This is a genomic window from Kitasatospora sp. NPDC043949, from assembly GCF_056435365.1.
The window spans coordinates 384745-409686 of sequence record NZ_JBWKEQ010000001.1; the positions used below are offsets into that span (position 1 = coordinate 384745).

Annotated in this window: 18 protein-coding genes; 4 read left to right on the plus strand and 14 right to left on the minus strand. The window is 73.8% G+C overall.

The genetic code is table 11. The features are described from left to right. Positions 1–60: 60 nt before the first annotated feature. A complete protein-coding gene (locus tag AC07AL_RS01900; RefSeq protein ID WP_400805364.1) occupies positions 61–1458 on the minus strand; it encodes a DUF2079 domain-containing protein in 1398 nt (465 codons plus the stop codon). 129 nt (positions 1459–1587) lie between these two features. Between AC07AL_RS01900 and AC07AL_RS01905 the strand changes: the two genes are divergently transcribed. Together AC07AL_RS01905 and AC07AL_RS01910 are read left to right on the plus strand one after the other, a co-directional pair. After that, positions 1588–2265, plus strand: coding sequence for a response regulator transcription factor (locus AC07AL_RS01905; protein ID WP_363586409.1), 678 nt, complete (start codon positions 1588–1590; stop codon positions 2263–2265). Continuing rightward, positions 2255–3841 (plus strand): sensor histidine kinase, encoded by a 1587-nt coding sequence (locus tag AC07AL_RS01910; RefSeq protein WP_400985148.1) that lies wholly within the window; start codon positions 2255–2257, stop codon positions 3839–3841. Before AC07AL_RS01905 ends, AC07AL_RS01910 begins: the two co-directional genes overlap by 11 nt. On the opposite strand, the gene AC07AL_RS01915 is transcribed toward AC07AL_RS01910, so the two are convergent. From AC07AL_RS01915 to AC07AL_RS01960, 10 genes are all read right to left on the minus strand, one after another. Further along, positions 3842–4900: an SCO2583 family membrane protein gene (locus tag AC07AL_RS01915; RefSeq protein ID WP_363586411.1), complete on the minus strand. Its 1059-nt coding sequence runs from the start codon at positions 4898–4900 to the stop codon at positions 3842–3844. A 116-nt stretch (positions 4901–5016) separates the two neighbouring features. After that, a complete protein-coding gene (locus tag AC07AL_RS01920) occupies positions 5017–5595 on the minus strand; it encodes an SCO2584 family spore wall biosynthesis protein (RefSeq protein WP_363586412.1) in 579 nt (192 codons plus the stop codon). Between the two features lie 123 nt (positions 5596–5718). Further along, the gene (locus AC07AL_RS01925) at positions 5719–7041 is read right to left on the minus strand and encodes a glutamate-5-semialdehyde dehydrogenase (RefSeq protein ID WP_363586413.1); all 1323 of its coding nucleotides are present in this window, start codon (positions 7039–7041) and stop codon (positions 5719–5721) included. Positions 7042–7177: 136 nt separating this feature from the next. Then, positions 7178–7702 carry a hypothetical protein gene (locus AC07AL_RS01930; protein ID WP_400332296.1) on the minus strand — a complete coding sequence of 175 codons (525 nt, stop codon included), beginning with the start codon at positions 7700–7702 and terminating at the stop codon, positions 7178–7180. 168 nt (positions 7703–7870) lie between these two features. Beyond that, entirely contained in the window at positions 7871–9007 is a 1137-nt protein-coding gene (proB, locus tag AC07AL_RS01935; protein WP_363586414.1) for a glutamate 5-kinase, read from the minus strand. Between the two features lie 321 nt (positions 9008–9328). Further along, a complete protein-coding gene (obgE, locus tag AC07AL_RS01940; RefSeq protein ID WP_363586415.1) occupies positions 9329–10807 on the minus strand; it encodes a GTPase ObgE in 1479 nt (492 codons plus the stop codon). Between the two features lie 100 nt (positions 10808–10907). After that, complete coding sequence (gene rpmA, locus AC07AL_RS01945) at positions 10908–11165, minus strand: 50S ribosomal protein L27 (protein WP_360211510.1); 258 nt, start codon at positions 11163–11165, stop codon at positions 10908–10910. A 14-nt stretch (positions 11166–11179) separates the two neighbouring features. Continuing rightward, entirely contained in the window at positions 11180–11497 is a 318-nt protein-coding gene (gene rplU, locus AC07AL_RS01950) for a 50S ribosomal protein L21 (protein ID WP_280677087.1), read from the minus strand. 233 nt (positions 11498–11730) lie between these two features. Further along, positions 11731–15300, minus strand: coding sequence for an Rne/Rng family ribonuclease (locus tag AC07AL_RS01955; protein WP_363586416.1), 3570 nt, complete (start codon positions 15298–15300; stop codon positions 11731–11733). 432 nt (positions 15301–15732) lie between these two features. Then, positions 15733–16494, minus strand: coding sequence for a TIGR03936 family radical SAM-associated protein (locus AC07AL_RS01960; protein WP_363586417.1), 762 nt, complete (start codon positions 16492–16494; stop codon positions 15733–15735). A 410-nt stretch (positions 16495–16904) separates the two neighbouring features. On the opposite strand from AC07AL_RS01960, the gene AC07AL_RS01965 reads away from it, so the two are divergent. Next, positions 16905–17279 carry a peptidoglycan-binding domain-containing protein gene (locus tag AC07AL_RS01965; RefSeq protein WP_363586418.1) on the plus strand — a complete coding sequence of 125 codons (375 nt, stop codon included), beginning with the start codon at positions 16905–16907 and terminating at the stop codon, positions 17277–17279. Between the two features lie 193 nt (positions 17280–17472). Here AC07AL_RS01965 and AC07AL_RS01970 read toward each other — a convergent pair whose 3' ends face one another. Further along, positions 17473–19416, minus strand: coding sequence for a TIGR03960 family B12-binding radical SAM protein (locus tag AC07AL_RS01970; RefSeq protein ID WP_363586419.1), 1944 nt, complete (start codon positions 19414–19416; stop codon positions 17473–17475). A gap of 496 nt (positions 19417–19912) precedes the next feature. Here AC07AL_RS01970 and AC07AL_RS01975 point away from each other — a divergent pair, with 496 nt between their 5' ends. Continuing rightward, complete coding sequence (locus AC07AL_RS01975; protein WP_363586420.1) at positions 19913–21205, plus strand: M14 family zinc carboxypeptidase; 1293 nt, start codon at positions 19913–19915, stop codon at positions 21203–21205. Between the two features lie 143 nt (positions 21206–21348). On the opposite strand, the gene rodA is transcribed toward AC07AL_RS01975, so the two are convergent. Both rodA and mrdA read right to left on the minus strand, forming a co-directional pair. Then, positions 21349–22548: a rod shape-determining protein RodA gene (rodA, locus tag AC07AL_RS01980; protein WP_363586421.1), complete on the minus strand. Its 1200-nt coding sequence runs from the start codon at positions 22546–22548 to the stop codon at positions 21349–21351. Beyond that, on the minus strand, positions 22545–24911 hold the full coding sequence (gene mrdA, locus AC07AL_RS01985; RefSeq protein WP_478316490.1) for a penicillin-binding protein 2: 2367 nt from the start codon (positions 24909–24911) through the stop codon (positions 22545–22547). Before mrdA ends, rodA begins: the two co-directional genes overlap by 4 nt. Positions 24912–24942 lie beyond the last annotated feature (31 nt).

Consider the following 24942-nt stretch of genomic DNA (forward strand, 5'->3'; position numbering starts at 1 on the left):
ACCCGCGCCGACGGCCGGTGCGCCCCCGCCCGGGGTCACCGGCCGTCGGCCTGCCGGGGCCTACCCCGGCTGCCAGTGGTACACCGCCACCCCCGCCCCGTCCGCCACCCGCCGGTACCCGCCGCCGTCGACCAGGCCGGCCAGGAACCGCCGCTGCTCCGCCACCGGCACCGGGAAGGCGTCCGGCTCCTCCAGCACCGCCACCCACTCCGCCACCGGCCGCCCCCAGCCGCCCGGCCCGCCCACCCCGCCCGGCGGCGTCAGGTACGGGAACAGCGACACCGCGCAGCGCCCGGTCAGCTGCGGCGCCAGGCGGTTGGCGGCGGCCACCCGGGCGCCGTCCGGGACGACCGCCAGCACCCGGCGCACCTGCGCCGCCCGCCCGTCGCCCCGCCGGGCCTCCCCCGACAGCACGCCCGCCACCGGGCCGGTCGCGGTCAGCGCCACCGTGACGGCGAGCATCCCCGCCGCCACCGGCAGCCCCCGGCCCAGCCGGCCCAGCCGGGGCAGCCGGGGCAACAGCAGGCCCACCCCGTGCAGCCCCGCCGTGCACAGCAGCGGCACCAGCACCGCGTCGTAGTGCTGCCCGGTGCGCCAGAACGCCGGATTGACCACCCAGAACCGGGCCGCCAGCAGCACGCCCGCCAGCAGCACCAGCGGCGAGCGCAGCGCCAGCAGCAGCGTCGGCGCCAGCAGCAGCAGGACGGTCAGCGCCTTGACCTCCGGGAACAGCAGCCGGACCACCGGGTTCCCGCCGTCGAACTCCCCCATGTGCGCGTACGTGTACTCGCCGCCCGGGTTCACCGCCGGGATCACCACCAGGGTGACCAGCAGCCCGGCCGCCACCGCCACCAGCACGGTGACCGCCCCCAGCCGGCGCCGCCCGCGCCACCACACGTAGCCGCCGACCGCCGCGACCAGCAGCGCCTGGTCCTCCTTGACCAGCAGCAGCGGCAGCGCCCACGCCACCGCCGGGCCGTACCGCTCCCGGGCCAGCGCCACCACCGCGGCCGCCGCGAGCGGCACCGCGAAGGCCACCTCGTGGAAGTCGAACGCCACCGCACTCTGCAACCCCGCCGACAGCCCGTACGCGACCCCGGCGACCGCCCCGCCCGCCGGCCCCAGCACCCGCACCGCGTACGCCGTCACCGGCACCGCGGACAGCGCCACCAGCACCGCCTGCGCCACCAGCAGCGTGCCGGGGCCCGGCCAGAGCCGGTAGAACGGCGCCAGCACCGCCAGCACCGGGCTGAAGTGGTCGCCCAGGAGGTTGAAGCCCGTACCCTTCAGCGCGACCACCGGTGCTTCGAGCCGGGAGTAGGCGCGCACCGCCTCCTCGAAGATGCCCAAGTCGAAACCCGAACTCTCCAACCGGGCGTGCCGGGTGAGCGAGACCGCCGCGTACAGCGGGGCGAACAGGGCGGCCACCGACCACGGCAGCACACGTCGGAAATCCATGGTCCGGACGCTAGGAATTCCGCACTGAAGGGAAACTGAGGAAAGCTGAGGAAAACTTCAGTTCGGATATCCCGGGCAAGCCGGTCATGGCCGTTGCGGGAAAACTGAATTCCACCAAGGATGGGCGTCATGCGGCTACTGATCGTCGAGGACGAGGAGCGGCTCGCGCAGTCCCTGAGACAGGGACTGGCGGCCGAGGGATACGCGGTCGACCTGGCGGCCGACGGCGTCCAGGGGCTCGAACTCGCCCTCGTCGAGCCATATTCGGTGATCGTGCTCGATCTGATGCTGCCCGGCCTCAACGGCTTCAAGGTCTGCCGCGAACTGCGCGGCGCCGGGAATTCCGTACCGATTCTGATGCTCACCGCGAAGAACGGCGAGTACGACGAGGCCGAGGCGCTGGACTGCGGCGCCGACGACTTCCTCAGCAAACCGTTCTCCTACGTCGTGCTCACCGCCCGGCTGCGCGCCCTGCTGCGCCGCGGCGCCGTCGCCCGCCCACCGGTGCTCGCGGTCGGCGCGCTGCGGATCGACCCGGCGGCCCGCCGCTGCACCGCCGCCGACCGACAGGTCCGGCTCACCACCAAGGAGTTCGCCGTGCTGGAGTGCCTGGCCCACCGACCCGGCGAGGTGATCCCCAAGGGCGGCATCCTGGACACCGTCTGGGACGCCGCCTTCCGGGGCGACGTGAACATCGTCGAGGTCTACATCGCGGCCCTGCGGCGGAAACTGGACGTGCCCGGCATCGGCTGCCGGATCGAGACGGTGCGCGGCGCCGGATACCGGCTGGTGCCCGATGCGCGCTGACCGCCTCCGCCCGCTGCTGCGCCCCTGGCACCGCTCCTCGCTCCGCATCCGCGCCGCCCTCGGCGCGGCCCTCGCCTCGGTGCTGGCCTTCTCGGTGGCCAGCCTCTGGGTCGGCGGCGCGGTCCACGACCAGTGGACGGCCGTCACCGAGAAGCAGGCCGAGCGCAGCATCCAACTCGTCACCCACGACATACCCGGCGGTTCACAGACCTGGGTCGAATCCCTGCAGGAGTCCTTCGTCCTGGTCCTGGCGGACGGACGGCTGGCGTTCCCGGTCCGCCCCTGGGACGCCGGCCGCGTCTGGAACGACACCCGCACGAACGCCTCCTGGGTCCAGGCCAGCACCCTGCTGGAGGAGTACGCCGGTCTGCCGGTCGAACCCTTCGCCAAGATGCCGTCCTACCCCCAGAACGCCACACCGGGCCGCACCGACCGGATCCGGATCCACCTGCCCGTCCACACCCGGCTGTGGCACCCGCCGCGGAGCGGCCCCGACCTCACCGACCGGGACGTCACCCTGCTCAAGCGGATCACCGACCAGGCGTCCTCGGAGGCGCTGGAGAAGTACACCGGCATCGCGGGCCTGCCGGCCCAGCGCGTCACCGTCTACCTGCTGGTCAATCCCACCGCCGCCGACCAGGCCGAGGACCGGACCACCGGCATCCTGCTGCGCTACGTGCTGCCCGCCGCGACCCTGTTCACCGCCCTGATCGCCTGGCTGGTCACCGGCCTGGCGCTGCGCCCGGTGGAGTCGATCCGCCGGGGCATGGCCCGGATCGGCGCCGGCGCCTTCCACGAGCGCGTCCCGGTGCCGCCCTCGCGGGACGCCATCGCGCGGCTGGCCGAGACCACCAACACCACGCTCGGCCGCCTGGAACACGCGATCGACGAGCAGCGCCGACTGGTCTCGGACGCCTCGCACGAGCTGCGCAGCCCACTGGCCGCACTGCGCAACTCGCTGGAGGTGCCGCTGGCCCACCCGGCGGGCGTGGAGTGGCCGCAGGTGGTGCGCGACGCGCTCACCGACACCGAGCGGCTGCAACTGCTCACCGACGACCTGCTGCTGCTCGCCGCCGTCGAGGAGCCCACCGGGCCGCTCGGCGGCGAGCCGGTGGACCTCGCCGACCTGGTCGGCGAGCAGCTCGGCGAACGCACCCACCTGCCCTCCGGCGGGCCCGCCTTCCTGGCCGTCTCCCTGGAGCCCGCACCCGTCCCGGGCAGCGAACTGCGGCTGGGCCGGCTGGTGCGCAACCTGCTCGACAACGCCGCCCGGCACGCCCGCACCGCCGTCGCCGTCTCGGTGACCGTCGAGGACGGGCACGCCGTGCTGACCGTCACGGACGACGGCCCGGGCATCCCGCCGGAGGACCGGGAGCGGGTCTTCGACCGGTTCGTCCGGCTGGACGACGCCCGATCCCGCGACGCCGGCGGCGCCGGCCTGGGCCTCGCCCTGGTCCGCTCGATCGCCCGCGGCGTCCACGGCACCGCCGCCTTCACCGACCCGCCGTCGCCCGGCCCGGGCGCCCGCGCGGTGGTCCGCCTCCCGCTCGCCGCCGGCGCCCCGGACAGGACCTGACTAAGGCGCGAGCACCCCGCACACCTGCCAGGCCGGCTGCGCGTGGTTGCCCGGGTCGATCGGCGCCGGCGGCGGGACCCGGGTGCCCTGCGGGGTGGCCAGCACCGGCTGGAGGAAGCCGGCCATCGAGGTGGTGCAGGGCTCCGGCCCGGCCTGGACCACCGAGTCCACCAGCCGCAGCTGGGCCGAGGCCAGGTCGACCCGGTCGAACTGGAAGGTCAGCTGCCGCCGGACGGTCTCCAGGGTCACCGGCGCACCGGCCGCGGCTCCGGCCGGCTTCAGCGCGTAGACGAAGGTGTGGTCGGTGGTGATCTGCAGCGTGCCGCCGTCGGCCTCGTCGATCCGCATCGCGCCGGTCACCTTCACGGTGTCGGCGGCCAGCGCGACCTGCGCCGGGTCGAAGCGCACCAGCCAGCCGGTCAGCGCGTGGTGCCGGTCGTCGACCGGCTGGGTCACGCTGGTGTCGAACTGGGCCTGCTCCCCGGGGGTGACGAAGGCCCGCACGTCGGCGGTCGCGCCCTGGACGAGGGTGGCCGGGGCCAGCGAGGAGGCCACCAGGTAGCGCTGGACGGTGTCGAGCGCCTTGGTCACCTCGACCCGGCTGAAGTGCTCGGTGGCGGCCCCGGTCGGGGTGCCCAGTCCGATCGCCCCGTCGCTGTACCCGACCGGCAGCGCGGCGAACGGGTTGGCCGGGTCGGCGACCGGCCGGACCACCGAGGCCGGGGTCAACGCGACCAGGCTGACGGTCAGTTGGCTGCCCTCGGGCCGGGCCGAGATCCGGTTCGGCGAGCTGACCCCGAAGTACACCGCGGCCCCGAAGGCCAGCAGCACGAGCAGCAGCAGCGCGAGCGCCTGCCGCGGCACGCTGCCCAGCGGGCCGAACCGCACCCGCGGGCGGGTGGCCCGGCCGAAGGACCCGGCCAGCCGCTCCCGGGCGGACAGCTCCTGGATCCGGGCAGCCCGGACGAAGGATTCGTCGAAGACGACGGACCGGTACTCGTCCTCATTGCCGGAACCACCGTCGGGCGCACCCTCAGGAGGCTCTCGCGGGTCACCCATGACACCAGGGTAAGGCGCGCCGTCGCCCCTCCACGAGGGTGCGACCGCAGATTCCCGGGAACGCCCCGCAACCGCCCGCCCCGGCGCGCACCACCCCTGCGCCACGCCCTACGACGTCACCCCGCAGGTGCCGTGACCACGAGCGACGGCTCGGCGGGCGCGGGCCTCGGGTCGGTCCCGGGGCTGCTGCTGCCGGACTCCGGGCGCCGGGGCGCGCCGGAGGAGCCGCCCACGCCCTGGTAGATCGCCGCGACCGCGACGGCCACCAGGCTCACGCCCATGATCACGGCGAGCACCCAGGCCACCGGCCGGTGCCAACGCTGCTGGGCCACGTACCGCCCGCGCCCGCGCGCCGGGTCGTAGCCGCGTCGGCGGCGGCCCGGGCGGCCGGGCGCCCGGCCGGGGCCCGACCAGGGATCGGAGTACAGGTGGTCGTCGTCGAGTCCGCTCGGGTGCGGGCGCAGCTCCAGCGGCAGCCCGTCCCCGGCGGTGACGTCATAGCCCCAGACCGGGCCCGCGGTGTCCGGCTCGAACCGGGCCTCGGCGGCGGCGAGCTGCCGCTCCTTGGCCGTCGGCTCGTGCACGGCGGCGGACCGGACGAAGGCCTCATCGAAGACCACGGTGGCGAACTCGTCGTCCGCACCACCGTGGTCGGCGCCGTCGGGGTACGGCGAGCCCCCCACATCGTCAGCCACGGCTTCAGCGTATTACCGGGCGGCCGATTTGTCTGTGGCTCATCGCAGTTGGTCCGTCACACGTGTGACGCGGGCCGCCGCGGACCGCCCCGGGGCCCGGCCGGCCCGCCGCGCGGGCCGCGCTCAGCGCACGTCCGCGTCCCCGCCCACGGTCTGCGTCGCCTCGCCGCGCACGTGCCCGTCACCAGTGACGATGTACTTGGTGCTGGTCAGCTCGGGCAGGCCCATCGGGCCGCGGGCGTGCAGCTTCTGGGTGGAGATGCCGATCTCCGCGCCGAAGCCGAACTCGGCGCCGTCGGTGAAGCGGGTGGAGGCGTTGACGGCCACCGTGGTCGAGTCGACCAGCCGGGTGAAGCGCCGGGCGGCGGCCTGCGAGGTGGTGACGATCGCCTCGGTGTGGCCGGAGGACCAGCGGCGGATGTGCTCGACGGCGGCGTCCAGCGAGGGCACCACGGCCGCGGCCAGGTCGTAGGACAGGTACTCCGCGCCCCAGTCCTCGTCGGTGGCGGGCACCACGGTGGCGGCGCCGCCCTCGGCGGCCTTGAGCACCGCGTCGTCGCCGTGCACGGTCACCCCGGCCTCGGCGAGGGCGGCCAGCGCGAGCGGCAGGAAGGCGTCCGCGACGTCCTGGTGGACGAGCAGCGTCTCGGCCGCGTTGCAGACGCTGACCCGCTGCGCCTTGGAGTTCAGCAGGATGCCGACGGCCATCGCCAGGTCGGTCTGAGCGTCCACGTAGACGTGGCAGTTGCCGGTGCCGGTCTCGATCACGGGCACGGTCGAGCCCTCGACCACCGTGCGGATCAGCGAGGCCCCGCCGCGCGGGATCAGCACGTCGACCAGGCCGCGGGCCCGCATCAGCTCCTGGACGGAGTCCCGGCTCTCGCCCGGGACGAGCTGGACGGCGTCGGCGGGCAGCCCGGCCGCGGCGACCGCGTCCCGCAGGACGGCGACCAGCGCGGTGTTGGAGCGGTAGGCGGAGGCCGAGCCGCGCAGCAGCACGGCGTTGCCGGACTTGAGGCAGAGCGCGGCGGCGTCCACCGTGACGTTCGGCCGGGCCTCGTAGATGATGCCGACCACGCCGAGCGGCACCCGCACCTGGCGCACGTCCAGGCCGTTGGGCAGGGTGTAGCCGCGCAGCACCTCGCCGACCGGGTCGGGCAGGCCGACGACGTCGCGCACGTCGGAGGCGATCGCGGCGATCCGCTCGTGGTCGAGGCTCAGCCGGTCGATCACCGACTCGGCGGTGCCGGCCGCGCGGGCGCGGGCCACGTCCTCGGCGTTGGCGGCGGTGATCTCGGCGCTGCGGGCCACCAGGGCGTCCGCGATCGCCAGCAGCGCGGCGTCCTTCGCCCTGCGCGGCAGCGGGGCGAGCGCGGCGGCGGCCTCCCGGGCTCGGCGCGCTACGGCGAGGACGGGGCTGTCGGCGGTGGCGAGGTCGCTGCTCATGCGCCAAGGGTAGCGACTGCGCAGGGCCCGCCGAGCGGCCATTTCGCCCGGTGAGACGGCCTGGCGGGACGGTTCTCCCCTGTGGCTCACCCGTCTCCGGGCCTCATTCCGGGGACCGCGCCCGGGGGCGTCCCCCTCAGTACGGGTGCACCCCGCCCAGGTGCGGCGGCGGATCGCCGAAGCCCTCCGCCACCCGCTTGTGGTACGTCGCCCGGTCGACCACCTCCAGGCCGACGATCTCCCACGGCGGCAGGTTCGCGGTGACCTTGTGCTCGCCCCACAGCCGCAGCGCTATCGCCGCCGCGTCGTGCAGGTCCCGGGCCTGCTCCCAGTACCGGATCTCGGCGTGGTCGGCGGCGTAGCGGGCGGTGAGGAAGAACGAGTGGTCGTGCGCCAGCCGCTCCAGCGAGGCCCGCAGCGAGGACAGCGGGGTGACCTGCCCGGACACGCTCAGCACCACGTGCCAGAGCCGGGCCTGCTCGGGCACGGTGGGCGGCTCCCCCGGGTCCGCGTGCTGCGACCGCGGCCTGCGCATCCCGCCGGGCCCCTGCGGCGGCGGACCGGCCGGCTCGGCGGGTCCGTCCCCGCGTCCGCCGTCGATGCTGGTCAGCCGCCGGCCCGCCGTCCCTGCGGTCAGCGTTGCCTCGCTTCTGCGTTCCACCGGCGGCCTCCTGTTCGGCGATGTCGTGTCGTCCCCCGCACCGGACCCGCCGGCCCGCGGCCGACCGGTACGGCTGCACCGCTCCTCGCCCGCGGCCGGGCCACTCCCCGTGCGGAGCGGCCCGCCCACCGCGCTCTGCCGATCGGCCGGTACCGGCACACCGGCCGGTCAGCCGCGCAGAACGACCAGGTCGTCGCGGTGGACGACCTCACGCTCGTACGCGGCGCCGAACTCCTGGGCCAGGTCGCGGGTGGACCGGCCGAGCAGGCGGGGCAACTCCCTCGCATCAAAGTTGACCAGTCCGCGAGCCACGATGTGGCCGTTTTCGGCAAGAAGGTCCACCGGATCACCCGCCGTGAACTCCCCGTCCACCTTGGTGACCCCGGCGGGCAGCAGCGAGGCGCCGCCGGAGACGACGGCCGTGACGGCGCCCGCGTCGAGGTGCAGGGCGCCGCGCGGGCTGCTCGCGTGGGCCAGCCAGAGCATCCGGTCGGAGGTGCGGCTGCCGGTGCGCAGGAACAGGGTGCCGGTGCGCCGTCCGGCCAGCGCGTCGGCGGCCTGGCTGGCGGCGGTGAGCACCACCGGGATGCCCGCGCCGGTGGCGATCCGGGCCGCCTCGACCTTGGTGACCATGCCGCCGGTGCCGACGCCGGCCTTGCCCGCGCTGCCGATCTCGACGCCGTCGAGGTCGTGCGGGCCGCTCACCTGGTCGATCCGGCTGGTGCCGGGCCGGGCCGGGTCGCCGTCGTAGAGGCCGTCCACGTCGGAGAGCAGCACGAGCAGGTCGGCCCGGACCAGGTGGGCGACCAGCGCGGCCAACCGGTCGTTGTCCCCGAACTTGATTTCGGCGGTGGCGACGGTGTCGTTCTCGTTGACGATCGGCATCGCGCCCATCGCCAGCAGCTGGTCGAGGGTGCGGTAGGCGTTGCGGTAGTGGGCGCGCCGGCTGGCGTCCTCGGCGGTGAGCAGCACCTGGCCGACCCGGATGCCGTACCGGGCGAAGGAGGCGGTGTAGCGGGCGACCAGCAGGCCCTGGCCGACGCTGGCGGCGGCCTGCTGACGGGCCAGGTCCTTGGGCCGCTTGTCCAGGCCGAGCGGGGCCAGGCCGGCGGCGATGGCGCCGGAGGAGACGAGGACGACCTCGGGTGCGTCCGGGCGGCTGCGCACCTTGGCGAGCGCGTCGACCAGGGCGTCGACCCGGTCGGCGTCCAGGCCGCCGGCCGCCGTGGTGAGGGAGGAGGAGCCGACCTTGACGACGATCCGCCGGGCGGTCAGCACCTCCTCGCGCAGTGAGTCCTCGCTCATCTCGCTGTACGCCCTTCCGGTGTGGTGCGGGTGCGGCGGGCCGGGCCCGGCCGTCACCCCCGAAATCTACGCGATCCGCGCAGGTCGCCCGCAGGGTGTTTCACCGTCCGGACCCGCCCCGGCCACGGCGCCGCCACGGCCGGATCGCCGGTCCGGACGGCCGGCGGGCCGGGGCCGGTACGGTCCCTGACCGTGGGCCCGACGAAAGTGACGTCCCGTCGGTTCCGAACGGGGGCCGGACACGCGAACGGCCCCCACCGCCCCGGAGGGTGGTGGGGGCCGTTCGCCCAGGCCGGCTCGGGACGCGTCCCGCCGGCCGGGTCACTCCTCGTCGTCGCCCTCGTCGATGGCGGCCGGGCGGGTGCTGGAGAGCGCCTCGAAGGCGAGGAACTCGGCCTCGGCCGCGTCCCGGCCCTTCTGCTTCTCGCGGCGGCGGTCGACCGCCGGGCGCGGGCTCTCCAGGCGGTGGTCCTCACCGCGGCGGCCGAGCATCTCGGCGCCGGCGGCCATGGTCGGCTCCCAGTCGAAGACGACGGCGTTCTCGTCCGGGCCGATGATGACGGTGTCGCCCTCGTGCGCCCCGACCTTCCACAGCTTGTCCTCGACGCCGAGGCGGGCCAGCCGGTCGGCGAGGTAGCCGACGGCCTCGTCGTTGGAGAAGTCGGTCTGGCGGACCCAGCGCTCCGGCTTGGTGCCGCGGATGCGGTAGGCGCCGTCCTCCTCGGTGATGGTGAAGCCCTCGTCGTCAACGGCCTTGGGCCGCAGCACGATCCGGGTCGACTCCTCGACCGGCTTGGCGGCGCGCGCCTCGGCGACGATCTGCGCCAGCGCGAAGTTCAGCTCGCGAAGGCCCTTGCGGGAGGCGGCGGAGACCTCGAACACCCGGTAGCCGCGCTCCTCCAGGGACTCCCGGGTGAGGTCGGCGATGTCCTGGCCGTCCGGCACGTCCACCTTGTTGAGCGCGACCAGGCGCGGGCGCTCCTCCAGACCACCGTACTCGGCCAGCTCGGCCTCGATGGTCTCCAGGTCGGTCAGCGGGTCGCGGCCGGGCTCCAGGGTGGCGCAGTCCAGCACGTGCACCAGCACCGAGCAGCGCTCGACGTGCCGCAGGAACTCCAGGCCCAGGCCGCGGCCCTGGCTGGCGCCGGGGATCAGGCCGGGCACGTCGGCGATGGTGTAGACGGTGTCGCCGGCGGTGACCACGCCGAGGTTGGGGATCAGGGTGGTGAACGGGTAGTCCGCGATCTTCGGCTTGGCCGCCGAGAGCACCGAGATCAGCGAGGACTTGCCGGCGCTCGGGTAGCCGACCAGGGCCACGTCGGCGACGGACTTGAGCTCCATCACGATGTCGCGGGCCTCGCCGGGCTCGCCGAGCAGCGCGAAGCCGGGCGCCTTGCGGCGGGCCGAGGACAGCGCGGCGTTGCCGAGGCCGCCACGGCCGCCCTGGGCGGCGACGAAGCTGGTGCCGTGCCCGACCAGGTCGGCCAGCACCTCGCCGTTGCGGTCCAGCACCACGGTGCCGTCCGGCACCAGCAGGACGAGGTCGCCGCCGTCCGCGCCGGTGCGGTGGCCGCCCGCGCCGGGCTTGCCGTTGGTGGCCTTGCGCTTGGGCGAGTGGTGGTACTCCAGCAGGGTGGTGATCTGCGCGTCGACGGTGAGGATGACGCTGCCGCCCTCGCCGCCGTTGCCGCCGTCGGGGCCGCCGAGCGGCTTGAACTTCTCCCGGTGCACGGAGGCGCAGCCGTGGCCCCCGTTACCCGCGGCGACGTGAAGTTCGACGCGGTCCACGAAGGTGGTCATGGTGTGCCTCCAGTGTGCGAAAGTCTGCTGCTACCTGCGTAAAGCATGAAGGGTGGACCGGAACATTCCGGCCCACCCTTCACTGTGAGTCTGGTGTGACTCAGGCCTCGGAGGCCACGATGTTGACGACCTTGCGGCCGCGGCGGGTGCCGAACTGCACGGCACCCGCGGTCAGCGCGAACAGGGTGTCGTCGCCACCGCGACCGACGCCCGCACCCGGGTGGAAGTGGGTGCCGCGCTGGCGCACGAGGATCTCGCCGGCGGAGACGACCTGGCCGCCGAAGCGCTTCACGCCGAGGCGCTGGGCGTTCGAGTCACGGCCGTTGCGGGTAGAGCTTGCGCCCTTCTTGTGTGCCATATCTCGCTATCCCCTTACTTGCTGACCGAGTCGATGCTGGTGATGCGCACCGCGGTGTGCTTCTGACGGTGACCCTGGCGACGGCGGTAGCCGGTCTTGTTCTTGTAGCGCAGGATGACGATCTTGTCGCCCTTGGTCTGGTCGACGACCTCGGCGTGGGCCTTCACACCGGCCAGGACCCACGGGTCGGACGTGACGGCTTCGCCGTCGACGATCAGGATGGTCGAGAGCTCGACCGAGTCACCCGGCTTGGCCTCGATACGGTCGATCTCCAGCACGTCGCCGACGGCGACCTTGTGCTGGCGGCCGCCTGCGCGAACGATCGCGTACATGCGGTACCTGCTTTCCTTACTCGGTCGGAACTCCCGACGCCAGCCACCTGGGTACGGACACAGGGGCCTCTCCCCGCCCGCTGCCGCGCGAACGCGGCGCTTCGGGAAGGTGATGTGCTCGGGAGCGTGTGGCGTAGACACGCCGAGGGTCAAGAATACGGACCGGCCGCCCGGGGGGCAAACCGGCCCGTACGGCCCGGGGCGGGAAGGGTCCCGCCCCGGGCGCGTGGGCACTACTCGGCCGCCGTATCACCTTCGGCGGCCGCCGCCTTCTTGGCCGCCGCGCTCGTCCGCTTGGTCGCGGTCTTGCGGGCGGTGGTCTTCTTGGCCGCCGTGGTCGTCTTCTTGGCGGCGGTCTTCTTCGCGGCGGTCTTGCGGGCGGCCCGCTTCTTGGGCGCCGGGGCCTCCTCCGCGGGCGGCTCCTCGGCCTCGGCCTCGGTGGCCGGGGCCTCCGCCGCCGGAGCCTCGACGACGGCCTCCGCGGTCTCGACGGCCTGGGCCTCCTCCGCGGGAGCCTCGACGACGGCCTCCACGGCCTCGACGGCCTCGGGCGTCACCACGGCCGGGGCGGCCGGGTTGGCGGCCTCCAGGGCCGCCTCCAGCGCCGCGTCGGCCCGCGCCTGGAGCACCACGATCTCGGCCTCGCCCGGCGCCCCGGCCGGAGCCGTCGCCTTGCGGACCGCGCGGCGGCGGGTGCGGCCGGCCGGAGCCGCCGGGGCGGCGGGGATCTCGACCAGGTCCGGCTGGGCGGCCGGGGCCTCCTCGACGGCCTCCGCCTCGACGCCCGGGACCTCCAGGGCCAGCTGGCCCTCGATCTCCTCGCGCACCGGCTCGCCCTCGACGACCACCTCGGCCACCGCGGCCTCGACGGCCTGCGGCTCCTCGACGGCCGCCCCGCCCTTGCCCCGGCGACGGCGCTTGCTGCTGCCCGCGGCCGCCTCGGCCGACACGGCCGGGGTGTGGACGTGGGCGCTCGGCTGCTCCATGTGAACGATCACGCCGCGGCCGTTGCAGTGCACGCACGGCTCGGAGAAGGACTCCAACAGGCCCTGGCCGACCCGCTTGCGGGTCATCTGGACCAGGCCCAGCGAGGTGACCTCGGCCACCTGGTGCTTGGTCCGGTCCCGGCCCAGGCACTCCAGCAGTCGGCGCAGCACCAGGTCCCGGTTGGACTCCAGCACCATGTCGATGAAGTCGATCACGATGATGCCGCCGAGGTCGCGCAGCCGCAGCTGGCGCACGATCTCCTCGGCCGCCTCGATGTTGTTGCGGGTGACCGTCTCCTCCAGGTTGCCGCCCTGACCGACGAACTTCCCGGTGTTGACGTCGATGACGACCATCGCCTCGGTGCGGTCGATCACCAGCGAACCGCCGCTGGGCAGCCAGACCTTGCGGTCCAGCGCCTTCATCAGCTGCTCGTCGATCCGGTAGGTGGCGAACACGTCCACCTCGGAGGTCCACCGCTGGAGCCGCTCGGCGAGGTCCGGGGCCACGTTGGAGACGTAGTCGTGGATGGTGCTCCACGCCTCGTCGCCGGAGACGATGACCTTGGTGAAGTCCTCGTTGAAGATGTCGCGGACGACCCGGACGGTCATGTCCGGCTCGCCGTACAGCAGCGCGGGGGCGTTGCCGGTCGCGGCCTTCTTCTGGATGTCCTCCCACTGCTGCTGCAGCCGCTGGACGTCGCGGGTCAGCTCGTCCTCGGAGGCGCCCTCGGCGGCGGTGCGCACGATGACGCCCGCGTCGTCCGGGACGATCTTCTTGAGGATCTGCTTCAGCCGGGCGCGCTCGTTCTCGGGGAGCTTGCGCGAGATGCCGGTCATCGAGCCCTCGGGCACGTAGACCAGGTAACGGCCGGGCAGCGAGATCTGGCTGGTCAGGCGGGCGCCCTTGTGGCCGATCGGGTCCTTGGAGACCTGCACCAGCACGGACTGGCCGGACTTCAGCACCGACTCGATCCGGCGCGGGCCACCGTGGCCCAGCGCACCGAAGTTGACCTCGCCGGCGTACAGCACGGCGTTGCGGCCCTTGCCGATGTCGACGAAGGCGGCCTCCATCGACGGCAGCACGTTCTGGACCTTGCCCAGGTAGACGTTGCCGACGTACGAGGTGGCCTGCTCCTTGTTGACGTAGTGCTCGACCAGCACGCCGTCCTCGAGGACGCCGATCTGGGTCCGCTGGCCGTTCTGGCGCACCACCATGACGCGCTCGACCGACTCGCGGCGGGCCAGGAACTCGGCCTCGGTGATGATCGGCACCCGGCGGCGGCCCAGCTCGCGGCCCTCGCGGCGGCGCTGCTTCTTCGCCTCCAGACGGGTCGAGCCCTTGATGGACTGCACCTCGTCCGGGTCGAAGGACGGCTCGGTGGAACGGCGGCGCGGCTCGCGCACCTTCACCACCGTGCGGACCCCGTCCTCGGTGGTCTCGGCGGTCTCGACGGCACCGGCCTCACCGCTGCGGCGGCGACGACGGCGACGACGGCGGGACGAGGACAGGCCGGCGGCCAGGTCGTCGTCGTCCTCGACGTCCTCCTCGACGTCCGCGGTCGGCTCCTCGACGACGGACTGCCCGGTCTCGACGGCCTCGGCCTCGAACTCCTCGGCCTCGCCACGGCGACGACGGCGGCCGCCCCGACGGCGACGGCGCGACGGACGGTCGTCCTCCCACTCGCCCTCGGTCTCCGGACCGGCGACGGGGGCCTCGACGACGGGCGCCTCGACCGGCACCTCGACGACCCGCTCGACCGGCTTCGCCTTCTCGGCGGCCTTCGCCCGCTCGATGACCTTGGCCTTCTCAGCCTTCTCGGCCTTCTCGGCGGCCTTCCTCTCGGCGGCCTTCGAACGGCTCGGCGGCTGCACCCGCACCGAAGTGCGCACCCGGCGGCGGCGGCCGACGCCGCTGTACTCGAACTCGTCCTCCTCGCGCTGCGCGGCGACCGGAGCCTCCACCGGCGCCGGAGCGGCGGCGGGCTGCTGCGGCGCCTGCGGCTGCGCGGCGGGGGCCGGGCCGGCGGCGGGCTCCTGGAACACCGGAGCCTGGAAGATCGCGGTGGACGGGCGGACCGCACGGCGGCGCACCCGGTGGGTCGGCTCGGCGGCCGGCGCGGGCTGGACGGCCACGGGCTCCTCGACCGGCTCCTCCTCGACAGGCTCCTCCGCGACGGCGGGCTCCTCGACGGAGGGCTCGACGACCTGCGCGGCCTCGACCACGCGGCGGCGACGGGCCCGGCGGGCCGGAGCGGCGGGGGCCTCCTCGGCAGCCTCCTCGGCGGCGGGGGCCTCGGCCACCGGGGCGGCGGCAGCGGGCTCCTCGGCCGGGGTCTCGGCGGCGGCCGGCGCCCCGGCGGGCGCCTCGGCGCGCTTGCGGGTGCGGCGGGCCCGGACCGGCTTCTCGGCCACCGGCTCGGCGGCCGGCTCAGCGGCGTTCTCGACCGGCTTCGCGGTCGCCTTCGCGCTCGCCTTCGCGGTCGTCTTCTCGGCGGCGGCCGGCTCGGTGGCCACGACCGGGGTCGTCTCCGGCGTCCCGGCCGGAGCCTCGGCGCGCTTGCGGGTCCGGCGGGCCCGGACCGGCTTCTCGGCCACCGGCTCGGCGGCCGGTGCGGCCTGCGCCTCGGCGACGGGCGCCTCGGCCGGAATGACCGTCTCGGCCGTCTCGGCGGCCGCACCCTGCGGGGTGCCCGCCGGGCGGGACACCGCACGGCGACGGCGGCGCGGCGGCGCCGCGGAGGTGCCCTCGCCGCCGGTCGCGGCGGTCTCGTTCTGTTCCGTCGCCGCGTTCTGCTGCGGATCGGTGTTATCGAGCATGCGGGTGGATCTCCCGTCAGGCCCCCGGGCTCCACATCCGGGCACGGCACGGCACCCGTGGCCGGCCGGCATCGTGACGATGCTCGGGCCGGACCCTTTCACGGTGCCGCCGCGCGGACGCGAGGCCGCACAGGGGCTCGTAGTCTCGCTCGGCGCCCCGCCGCTCGGCGGGGTGTCGAAAGTCTTCTGGTCTGACCAGTCTTCTGTGGTTTTCCCAAGCTGCGCCGTTCCCCAACCCCGGGTGGCTCCCGGACGGGGTTCCCGGGCCCACCGACCTTCCTGGTCGGCGGGCCTCAGGTGGCCGGCCTGTGCTGCGACGACGCTCGCTCCCCTGGGGAGCCGCGGGAACCTGGAGGACCGTCGGGCCCAGTGAGGCACTGGGCCCGGCCTCCGCCCGTCAGGCGGACGCGGCCCCGCGAACCCCGGCGGCTGTCAGCCGGCCGGAGCCGCGGCGCGGTCGAGCGCCAGCGGGTCGGTCACCGTGCCGGACTCCTCGTCGAGCGGCCCCTGCGCCAGCCTGGTCACCTCTGCGGGGACCGGCGGCGCCAGGTCGGCCGTCACACGGAGACCGGACAATACGTCGTCGGGTCGTACGGCGGGTGTGGCGTGTCGTACTACCAGGCGCAGTATCGCACAGGCACGGCCGGTCCGAACATTGCGGTCCGCTTCGGCCGCCGTGTCCGCACCGTCGACGACCTGCGGCGCGGCGATCTCGAGCACCGCCACCGGACCGCGCGCGTCGAAGACCCGCACGCCGTTCTTGGTCACGCGTTCGACCTCGACCCGCTCCGCGGCGAGGAACACCGCGACCGCGCGGGCAGCCTCCTGCGGCTCGACGCCGTCCAGCCGGAGCAGCCACTCGGAGGCCTCCAGGCGCTCCACGAAGTTCGGCGTCCGGACCTCGACCGCGTCGATCACGTCCAGTCCGGTCGGCAGCGACTCGTCCAGTTGTGCCCGCAGTTCCTCCGGGTCACGGAGGGCGGCCAGGCCGATCTCCAGGTACTCCGCCTCGCTCGCCACCCCGGTCGGGGCCGCGTTGGCGTAGGACACCTTCGGGTGCGGGGTGAAGCCGGCCGAATAGGCCATCGGCACGGCGGACCGGCGCAGGGCGCGCTCGAAAGCACGCTGGAAGTCGCGGTGGCTGGTGAAGCGGAGCCGGCCGCGCTTGGTGTAGCGGAGACGGATCCGCTGCACCGTCGGCGCGGGCGGAGGACCGTCGGGCGTACGGCGTGCCAGGGTCGCTCAGTCCTTAGTCAGTTGTCCCCGTCCGGCGCGACGGCTGCCGCCGCTGTCCGGACTCTGTCACCTCAAAGGGTACGCGCCCCGCCACCCCCCTCGTCCCGCCCCTGGTCAGCCGCACCCCGACGCCCCCGGCCGGGACGCTCCGACCGAGGGGGCGGCGCCCGCAACCCCCCGGCCACCCACGGCGAGCACGTCCCCGCAGGTGGCGGGCCGTTCTGAGGCCCTCGTCCGGCGGCGGGAAAATTCCCGGAACATCCCTGATGCCGTTCCTCCGTGTTGGGACGCCCGCCCGCTAGGCAGGATTCGAGCCGTCCGAGTGCGACTCACCCGGACCCACCGACCGCACACCGGGGGTGTGCGGCATGAGGAAGGGAACCTCCATGCGCAAGATCCTCGCCGGCCTCGCAGTGACCGGCCTCCTGTTCGCGGGCGGCGTCGCCACGGCGGGCAGCGCGTCCGCGGCGCAGGCCGGCAGCTACTGCGGGACCACCTACACGACCTGGGAGCCGCTGCTGCGCGGCGGCGAGCACAACGACGCCGTCAAGGCCCTGCAGTGCGAGCTCAACTCCTCCCTGAACACCACCCCCCTGAACGTCGACGGCGCGTTCGGACAGGACACCCTGAGCAGGGTGCTGCGGTTCCAGGCCTGTACCGGCCTCTCCCAGGACGGTCAGGTCGGCGCGCAGACCTGGGCCAAGCTGGACTCCATCAGCACCTCGACCAACTGGGCCTGCTGATCCCGCATCCGGGCCCCGCCCGACGACCGGAGGACGCGGCGGCGATACCCGCCGGCCGGCGCCTCACGCACCGGCCGTCGTCCGCTCGGCGAACGCATGGAGCCCTCCCCGATTCCCGGGGAGGGCTCCATCCGTCACGTCGAGCACGTCACGCGGCCCGGACCCACCCGATCCGCGCCACCCGCGCCATCAACTAGCCCTGCGGGTCAGCCCCGTTGACCACGGCCAGCGGCAGCAGCTTCTTCCCGGTGGGACCGATCTGGATCTTGAGGTCCATCTGCGGGCACACGCCGCAATCGAAGCACGGGGTCCAACGGCAGTCGTCGACCTCGACCTCCTCCAGGGCGTCCTGCCAGTCCTCCCAGAGCCAGTCCTTGTCGAGGCCGCTGTCCAGGTGGTCCCAGGGCAGCACCTCCTCGTAGGTGCGCTCGCGGGTGGTGTACCAGTCGACGTCGACGCCGGTGCCGGCCAGGCCCTTCTCGGCGGAGGCCATCCAGCGGTCGTAGGAGAAGTGCTCGCGCCAGCCGTCGAAGCGGCCGCCGTCCTCGTAGACGGCGCGGATGACGGCGCCGATGCGGCGGTCGCCGCGGGACAGCAGGCCCTCGACGATGCCGGGCTTGCCGTCGTGGTAGCGGTAGCCGATGTTCTTGCCGTACTTGCGGTCGCCGCGGATCGAGTCGCGCAGCTTGGCCAGCCGGGCATCGGTGGCCTCGGCGGACAGCTGCGGGGCCCACTGGAACGGGGTGTGCGGCTTGGGCACGAACCCGCCGATGGAGACGGTGCAGCGGATGTCGTTCTGGCCGGTGACCTCGCGGCCCTTCTGGATGACGTTCTTCGCCATCGCGCCGATCTGGAGCACGTCCTCGTCGGTCTCGGTGGGCAGGCCGCACATGAAGTACAGCTTCACCTGGCGCCAGCCGTTGCCGTAGGCGGTGGCGACGGTGCGGATCAGGTCCTCCTCCGACACCATCTTGTTGATCACCTTGCGCATGCGCTCGCTGCCGCCCTCGGGGGCGAAGGTGAGGCCCGAGCGGCGGCCGTTGCGGGACAGCTCGTTGGCGAGGTCGATGTTGAAGGCGTCGACGCGGGTGGACGGCAGCGACAGGCCGATCTTGTCGTCGCTGTAGCGGTCGGCCAGGCCCTTGGCGATGTCCCCGATCTCGGTGTGGTCGGCGCTGGACAGCGACAGCAGGCCCACTTCCTCGAAACCGGTCGCCTTCAGCCCGCGCTCCACCATCTCGCCGATGCCGGTGATGCTTCGCTCCCGCACGGGGCGCGTGATCATGCCGGCCTGGCAGAAGCGGCAGCCGCGGGTGCAGCCGCGGAAGATCTCCACGGACATCCGCTCGTGCACGGTCTCCGCGAGCGGGACGAGCGGCTGCTTCGGGTAGGGCCACTCGTCGAGGTCCATCACGGTGTGCTTGGACACCCGCCACGGCACGCCCGGGGCGTTCGGCACGACGCGCCCGATCCGGCCGTCGGCCAGGTACTCCACGTCGTAGAACTTCGGCACGTACACCCCGCCGGTACGGGCGAGGCGCAGCAGCAGCTCGTCGCGTCCGCCCGGGCGGCCCTCGGCCTTCCAGCCGCGGACGAGCTCGGTGATGTCGAGCACGGCCTGCTCGCCGTCGCCGACCACCGCGCAGTCGATGAAGTCCGCGATCGGCTCGGGGTTGAACGCGGCGTGGCCGCCGGCCAGGACGATCGGGTCCTCGTCGGTGCGGTCCTTGGCCTCCAGCGGGATGCCGGCCAGGTCGAGCGCGGTCAGCATGTTGGTGTAGCCGAGCTCGGTGGAGAACGACAGGCCGAACACGTCGAAGGCCTTCACCGGGCGGTGCGCGTCCACGGTGAACTGCGGGACGTCGTGCTCGCGCATCAGCGCTTCGAGGTCCGGCCAGACGCTGTAGGTGCGCTCGGCGAGCACGCCCTCGCGCTCGTTGAGCACCTCGTAGAGGATCATGACGCCCTGGTTGGGCAGGCCGACCTCGTAGGCGTCGGGGTACATCAGCGCCCAGCGGACGTCGCAGGCGTCCCAGTCCTTGACGGTCGAGTTGAGCTCGCCGCCGACGTACTGGATCGGCTTCTGGACGTGCGGGAGGAGGGCCTCCAGGCGTGGGAAGACCGATTCGACAGTCATGTACTAGGAACCCTTACGACGTGATTCGGTGCCGCGCGCATCGGCAGGCGACGGCGGGGAGGGGTGACCCTCAAGGGTAGCCCAATCCGGGGAAAGGCCCGCTGGCTCACCCCCGGGCTCACCGACGCCCGGCCCGGGCACCCGCCCGCGCTCCGGCGCGGCCGCCCCTCCCCGGCCCGCCCCGGCACACGCAGTGCGCGCCCGCCGCCCGGCGCCGTCCGCCGTTGACATGCCCGGACCACCCATGCGGTACTGACAGGGCCCCGCCAGAGACCTCTGCACCCCTTCCGGACAAGGGAGTTGGGCCGTACGCTCAACCCTCGCCGACTCCCCCGGCGACCCGTCCCCGGCGCGCAGGGCCCCGCCCCCCCCCCGGCCCCGCAGGTCGCGTCCGTCGGCGCCCCCGCGCGCCCCGGCGCCCCCGCGCGCCCCGGCGGCCCGACAAGCCAGGCGGCCGCGCGGCCACGCGGCCACGCGGCCACGCCCTAGGAGAGCCATGACCGACACCGACCGGCGGGTCCGCCCGCCCCGGCCCCTCGGCAGCCGGGCCGCCCGCTACCCCGCGCCGGCCCAGGCCGAGGCCGCGGCCCGGCGGCTCGCGCTGCGCCACCCGGAGCGGTGCCGGCTGCGCGAGGTGGGCCGCTCGCGGGCCGGGCGCCCGCTGCTGCTGCTGTCCGTCGACCGGGGCCCGCGCGCGGTGCTGGTCGTCGGCGGCCCGCACCCCAACGAGCCGATCGGCACGGCCGGCGCCCTGCGGCTGGCCGAGGTGCTGCTGGCGCGCCCCACCCGGCCCGGCCTGTCCTGGCACCTGCTGCTCTGCCTGGACCCGGACGGCGCCGCGCTCAACGCGGGCTGGCTGGACGGGCCGCTCACCGTGCGCCGGCACTACGAGCACTTCTTCCGCCCCTCGTTCGAGGAGCAGCCCGAACTGCTGCCGGCCGCCGACGCGGGCCGGCCCCCGATGCCGGAGAGCCTGGCGCTGACCGGCCTGATCGACGAGCTGCGCCCGTTCCTGCAGTGCTCGATGCACGGGGTGGACTTCGGCGGCGCCTTCATCCAGCTGACCGCTCCGGTGCCCGGGCTGCCCGAGCTCTTCGCCGCCTCGGTGCGCAGGGCCGGCATCCCGCTGGACGTCGACCCCTTCGACGCGGTCGGCTGGGCCAGCCCCTTCCCCGGCACCTATCTGATGCCCTCGGCGGACGGCGCGGGCCGGTCACGGGCGCTGCCGGACGAGCCGGAGCTGTCCACCTGGTCGTACGCCGGCCGTCACGGCGGGGTGACGGCCGTGCTGGAGGTGCCGATGTGGGCCGTGGACGCGGTCGGCGACGGCCGTCCGCACCCGGCGGCGGACCGGGCGGTCGGCGCCGCGGCCCGGACGCTGCGCGAGCGCGCCGAGGAGCTCTCCGGGCTGCTGGCCCACGTGCCCGCGCACACCCGGGCGGCGCACGGCGCGCTGGTGCGCGCGGCCGGGTTCACCCTGGAGTTCTGCCCGTCGGTGGCGGAGGAGTGGCTGGCCCGCTGGTGCGCCGAGCCGCTCACGGTGTCCCGGGTGACCACCGCCGAGATCGTAGCGGCCCGGATCCCGCTGCGGGTGGCGTCGACGGTGCTGCGGCTGCTGGCGGACACCGGCGGTCCGACCGTGGAGGCGGCCCGGGGCCGGGCCCGCGACATCGTCACCGAGGGCCTGGGCCTGCTTCACCACCGCTTCGGCGCCCGCTGGGTGCCGGTCCAGGAGCAGCTGGCCCACCAGGTCCGCGCGGCACTCACCGCCGCCGACCGCCTGCTCTGACCGGGGCCGAGGTCCGCCACAACCGGGCAGCAACCACCCACCCACAGAGCCCAGTTGAAAACCACCGAGGGCCGACCCGAGAGATTCCCGGGCCGACCCTCGACGGACGGACGCGCAGACGGACGCGCGGACGGACAGTCGGCTCAGGCCGCTATCGGCCGCTGGCTGCGGACCGCCTGGAGCAGCCCGATCGCGATCCAGACCGCGAACATCGACGACCCCCCGTAGGAGACGAACGGCAGCGGGATGCCCGCCACCGGCATGATGCCCAGGCACATCCCGATGTTCTCGAAGGCCTGGAAGGAGAACCAGGCGATGATCCCCGCGGCCACGATCGTCCCGTACAGGTCGGTCGCCTGCCGGGCGATCCGGCAGGCCCGCCACAGCACTACGCCGACCAGCAGGATGATCGCCAGCGCCCCGACGAAGCCCAGCTCCTCACCGGCCACCGTGAACACGAAGTCGGTCTGCTGCTCCGGCACGAACTGCCCGGTGGTCTGCGTCCCGTGGAACAGCCCCTTGCCGGTCAGCCCGCCCGAGCCGATCGCGATCCGGGCCTGCGCGGTGTTGTAGCCGACGCCGGAGGGGTCCAGCTGCGGGTTGGCGAAGGCCGCGAAGCGGTCGATCTGGTACTTGCTCAGCACCCCGAGCTTCCAGATCGCCACGCACCCGCCGGTGCCCGCCACCAGCAGCCCGAGCACCCAGCGGTTGGCCGCCCCCGAGCCGAGCAGGATGCCCAGCACGATCGCGGCCATCACCATCACCGAGCCGGCGTCCGGCATCAGCAGCACGACGCACATCGGCAGGAAGGCCCAGACCAGACCGCGGAACACCGCCCGGTGCGAGGGGTACTCCCGCTCCCCCGCGTCCACCTGGTCGGACAGCACGACCGCCATCGCCAGCACGATCGCCAGCTTCGCGAACTCGGCGGGCTGGATGGAGAAGCCGCCGCCCAGCTGGATCCAGGAGTGCGCGCCGTTGATGGTCGAGCCCAGCGGGCTGAGCGTGGCGAGCAGCATCAGGATCACGCCGATGTACAGGAACGGCACGAGGGTGCGGAAGCGCCGGCTCCCTATCCCTATCACCACCGAGCACAGCACCAGCCCGACGACCAGGTTGGTCAGGTGCCGGTACAGGAAGTACTGCGGGTCGCCGTGGGTGAGCGAGTCCCGGCCGCGGGTGGCCGACCAGACCAGCAGGGAGCTGCCGAGCGACAGGGCCAGCGCGGCGAGCAGCAGTATCCAGTCCAGCCGCCACAGCGGCGAGTCCTTGGCCAGGGCCTTGGAGACCCCGCTGCGCTGCGGGCTCAGCCGCAGCTGCCGGTAGGAGCCGTAGGAGGTCATGCCCGCCCCCTTCCCGGGCCGCGGTTCGGTTCGAGTGCGGCCTCGGCCGCGGTGCCCGGGGCGGGCCGGTCGTTCGGCTGCGCCGGGTCCAGGAAGGCCGAGGCCGGGGCGGGCTCGCCCGGCACCTGTTCCAGGAAGGCCGGCGCCGGTCCGGGCACACCCTGCGCCTGGTCCGGCGCCGCCAGGAGGCCCGGGCCCGCGACGGCCTGCGCCGGGTCGACGGTGTTGGCGGTGTCGCCGGTGTCGGCGGTGTAGGCCGCCGGCTTGACGATCGCGGTGCCGTCCGGGTTGAACTTCGGCAGTTCGGCCTGCGGCGCGGGCAGCAGCGCCTTGCCGTTGTCGATGTTGCCCTTGTCGTCGACGCCGTACAGCGCCTGGTAGATCCGACGGACGGCGTCGCCGGAGCCGCCGGAGCCGGTGCCGCCCTGGCTTATCGTCATGACGACCGCGTAGTCCTTGCTGTACGTGGTCAGCCAGGAGGTGGTCTGCTTGCCCTCGACCTCGGCGGTGCCGGTCTTGGCGTGCAGCTCGATCTTGTTCTGCGGCCAGCCGGCGCCGGAGAACTTCCAGGCGGCGGTACCGCCGGTGATGACGCCCGCGGTGGCCTGGTCGATGTAGCTCAGCAGCTTCTGGGAGCCGGGGAACTTGCCGTCCTCGTGCGGGGCGATCTCGCGGACGAGGTCCCCGCTCGGGCTTATCACCGCCTTGGCGACGGTCGGCCGGTAGAAGGTGCCGCCGTTGGCCAGCGCCGAGTAGATCCGGGCCATCTGGACCGGGGTGACGAGCGTGTCGCCCTGGCCGATCGCGAAGTTGACGGCGTCACCGGCGCGCATCTGGTAGCCGTCGACGCAGTTCTCCTTGGCGATCTGGTCGGAGAAGCTGGTGCCGCCCTTCTGCGCCTGCGCGCACCAGGCGTCCTTGTTGTTGTCGTAGAAGGACTGCTTCCACTGCCGGTCCGGCACCCGGCCGGTGACCTCGCTGGGCAGGTCGATGCCGGTCTTGGCGCCGAGGCCGAACTGGTGGGCGGTCTTGAAGAACCAGTCGCCCGGCTCCTTCTTCGGCTTGATGCCGCCGTCCTTCATCCACTGGTCGTACGCCAGGCCGTAGAAGACGGTGTCGCAGGAGACCTCCAGCGCCTTCTCCAGGGAGATGGAGCCGAAGTTCTCGCTCTCGAAGTTCTTGAACTCGCGGCCGCCGATGGTCATGCTCTTCGGGCACGCGTACGTCCCGTCCAGCGAGTAGCCGGCCTCCACGGCGGCGGTGGTGGAGACGACCTTGAAGGTCGAGCCGGGGGCGGACTGACCCTGTATGGCCCGGTTCAGCAGCGGGAAGTTGGAGTCCTTGCTGGTCAGCGACTGGTAGTCCTTGCCGGTGATGCCGCCCACCCAGAGGTTGGGGTCGTAGGTCGGCGCGCTGGCCATCGCGACGATCCGACCGGTGTGGACGTCCATCACCACGGCGGCGCCGGAGTCGGCCTCGTAGTTGCGGTTGGTGACCTTGTCGAAGGTCTTCCGGGCGTCGGCCATGGCCTGCGCCAGGTTGTCCTCGACCACCTTCTGCACCCGGGCGTCGATGCTGGTGACCAGGTTGTTGCCGGTCTGCGGGGCGGCGGTGCCGGCGGTGCCGATCACCCGGCCGAGGTTGTCCACCTCCAGCTGGGTGATGCCGGCGGTGCCGCGCAGGTCGCGGTCGTACACCGACTCCAGACCGGCCCGGCCGATCTGGTCGGCCGGCAGGTAGCGGTCCAGGCCGGACTTGGAGGCGGTCTTGCCGACCTCCTCGTCGGTGACCGGCGAGAGGTAGCCGAGCACCTGGGCCATGTTGGCGCCCTCGGCGCCGGTGTAGCGGCGCACGGCGGTGGGCTGCGCGGTGACCCCGGGGAAGTCCTCGCGGCGTTCCATTATCTGCATCGCCTGCTGGGTGGTCGCCTCCTTGGTGACCGGGATCGGCTGGTAGGGCGAGCCGTTCCAGCAGGGCTGCGGGGTCTTGGCGTCGCAGAGCCGGGTCTTCTCCTGCACGTCCTTGGCGGGCATCCCCAGCACCTCGGCCAGCCGGCCGAGCACCGCCTTGCCGCCGTCCTTCTGCTGCAACAGCGAGGTGCGGCTGACCGAGACCACCAGCCGGGCCTCGTTGCCGGCCAGGATCCGCCCGGAGGCGTCCAGGATCTCGCCGCGGACGGCCGGTTCGACCACCTCACGGATGTGGTTGCCGGTCGCCTTGGCGGTGTAGACGCTGGCGTTGCGGATCTGCAGGTACCACAGCCGCCCGCCGAGAGTGGCGAGCAGCGACAGGACCAGGATCTGCAGCACCACCAGACGGATCGTCACCCGCCGGGTACGGCCGGTCTCGGGGATGTTGCTCACGTCTCGTGCGCTCCAGGATGCGGGAAGTCGG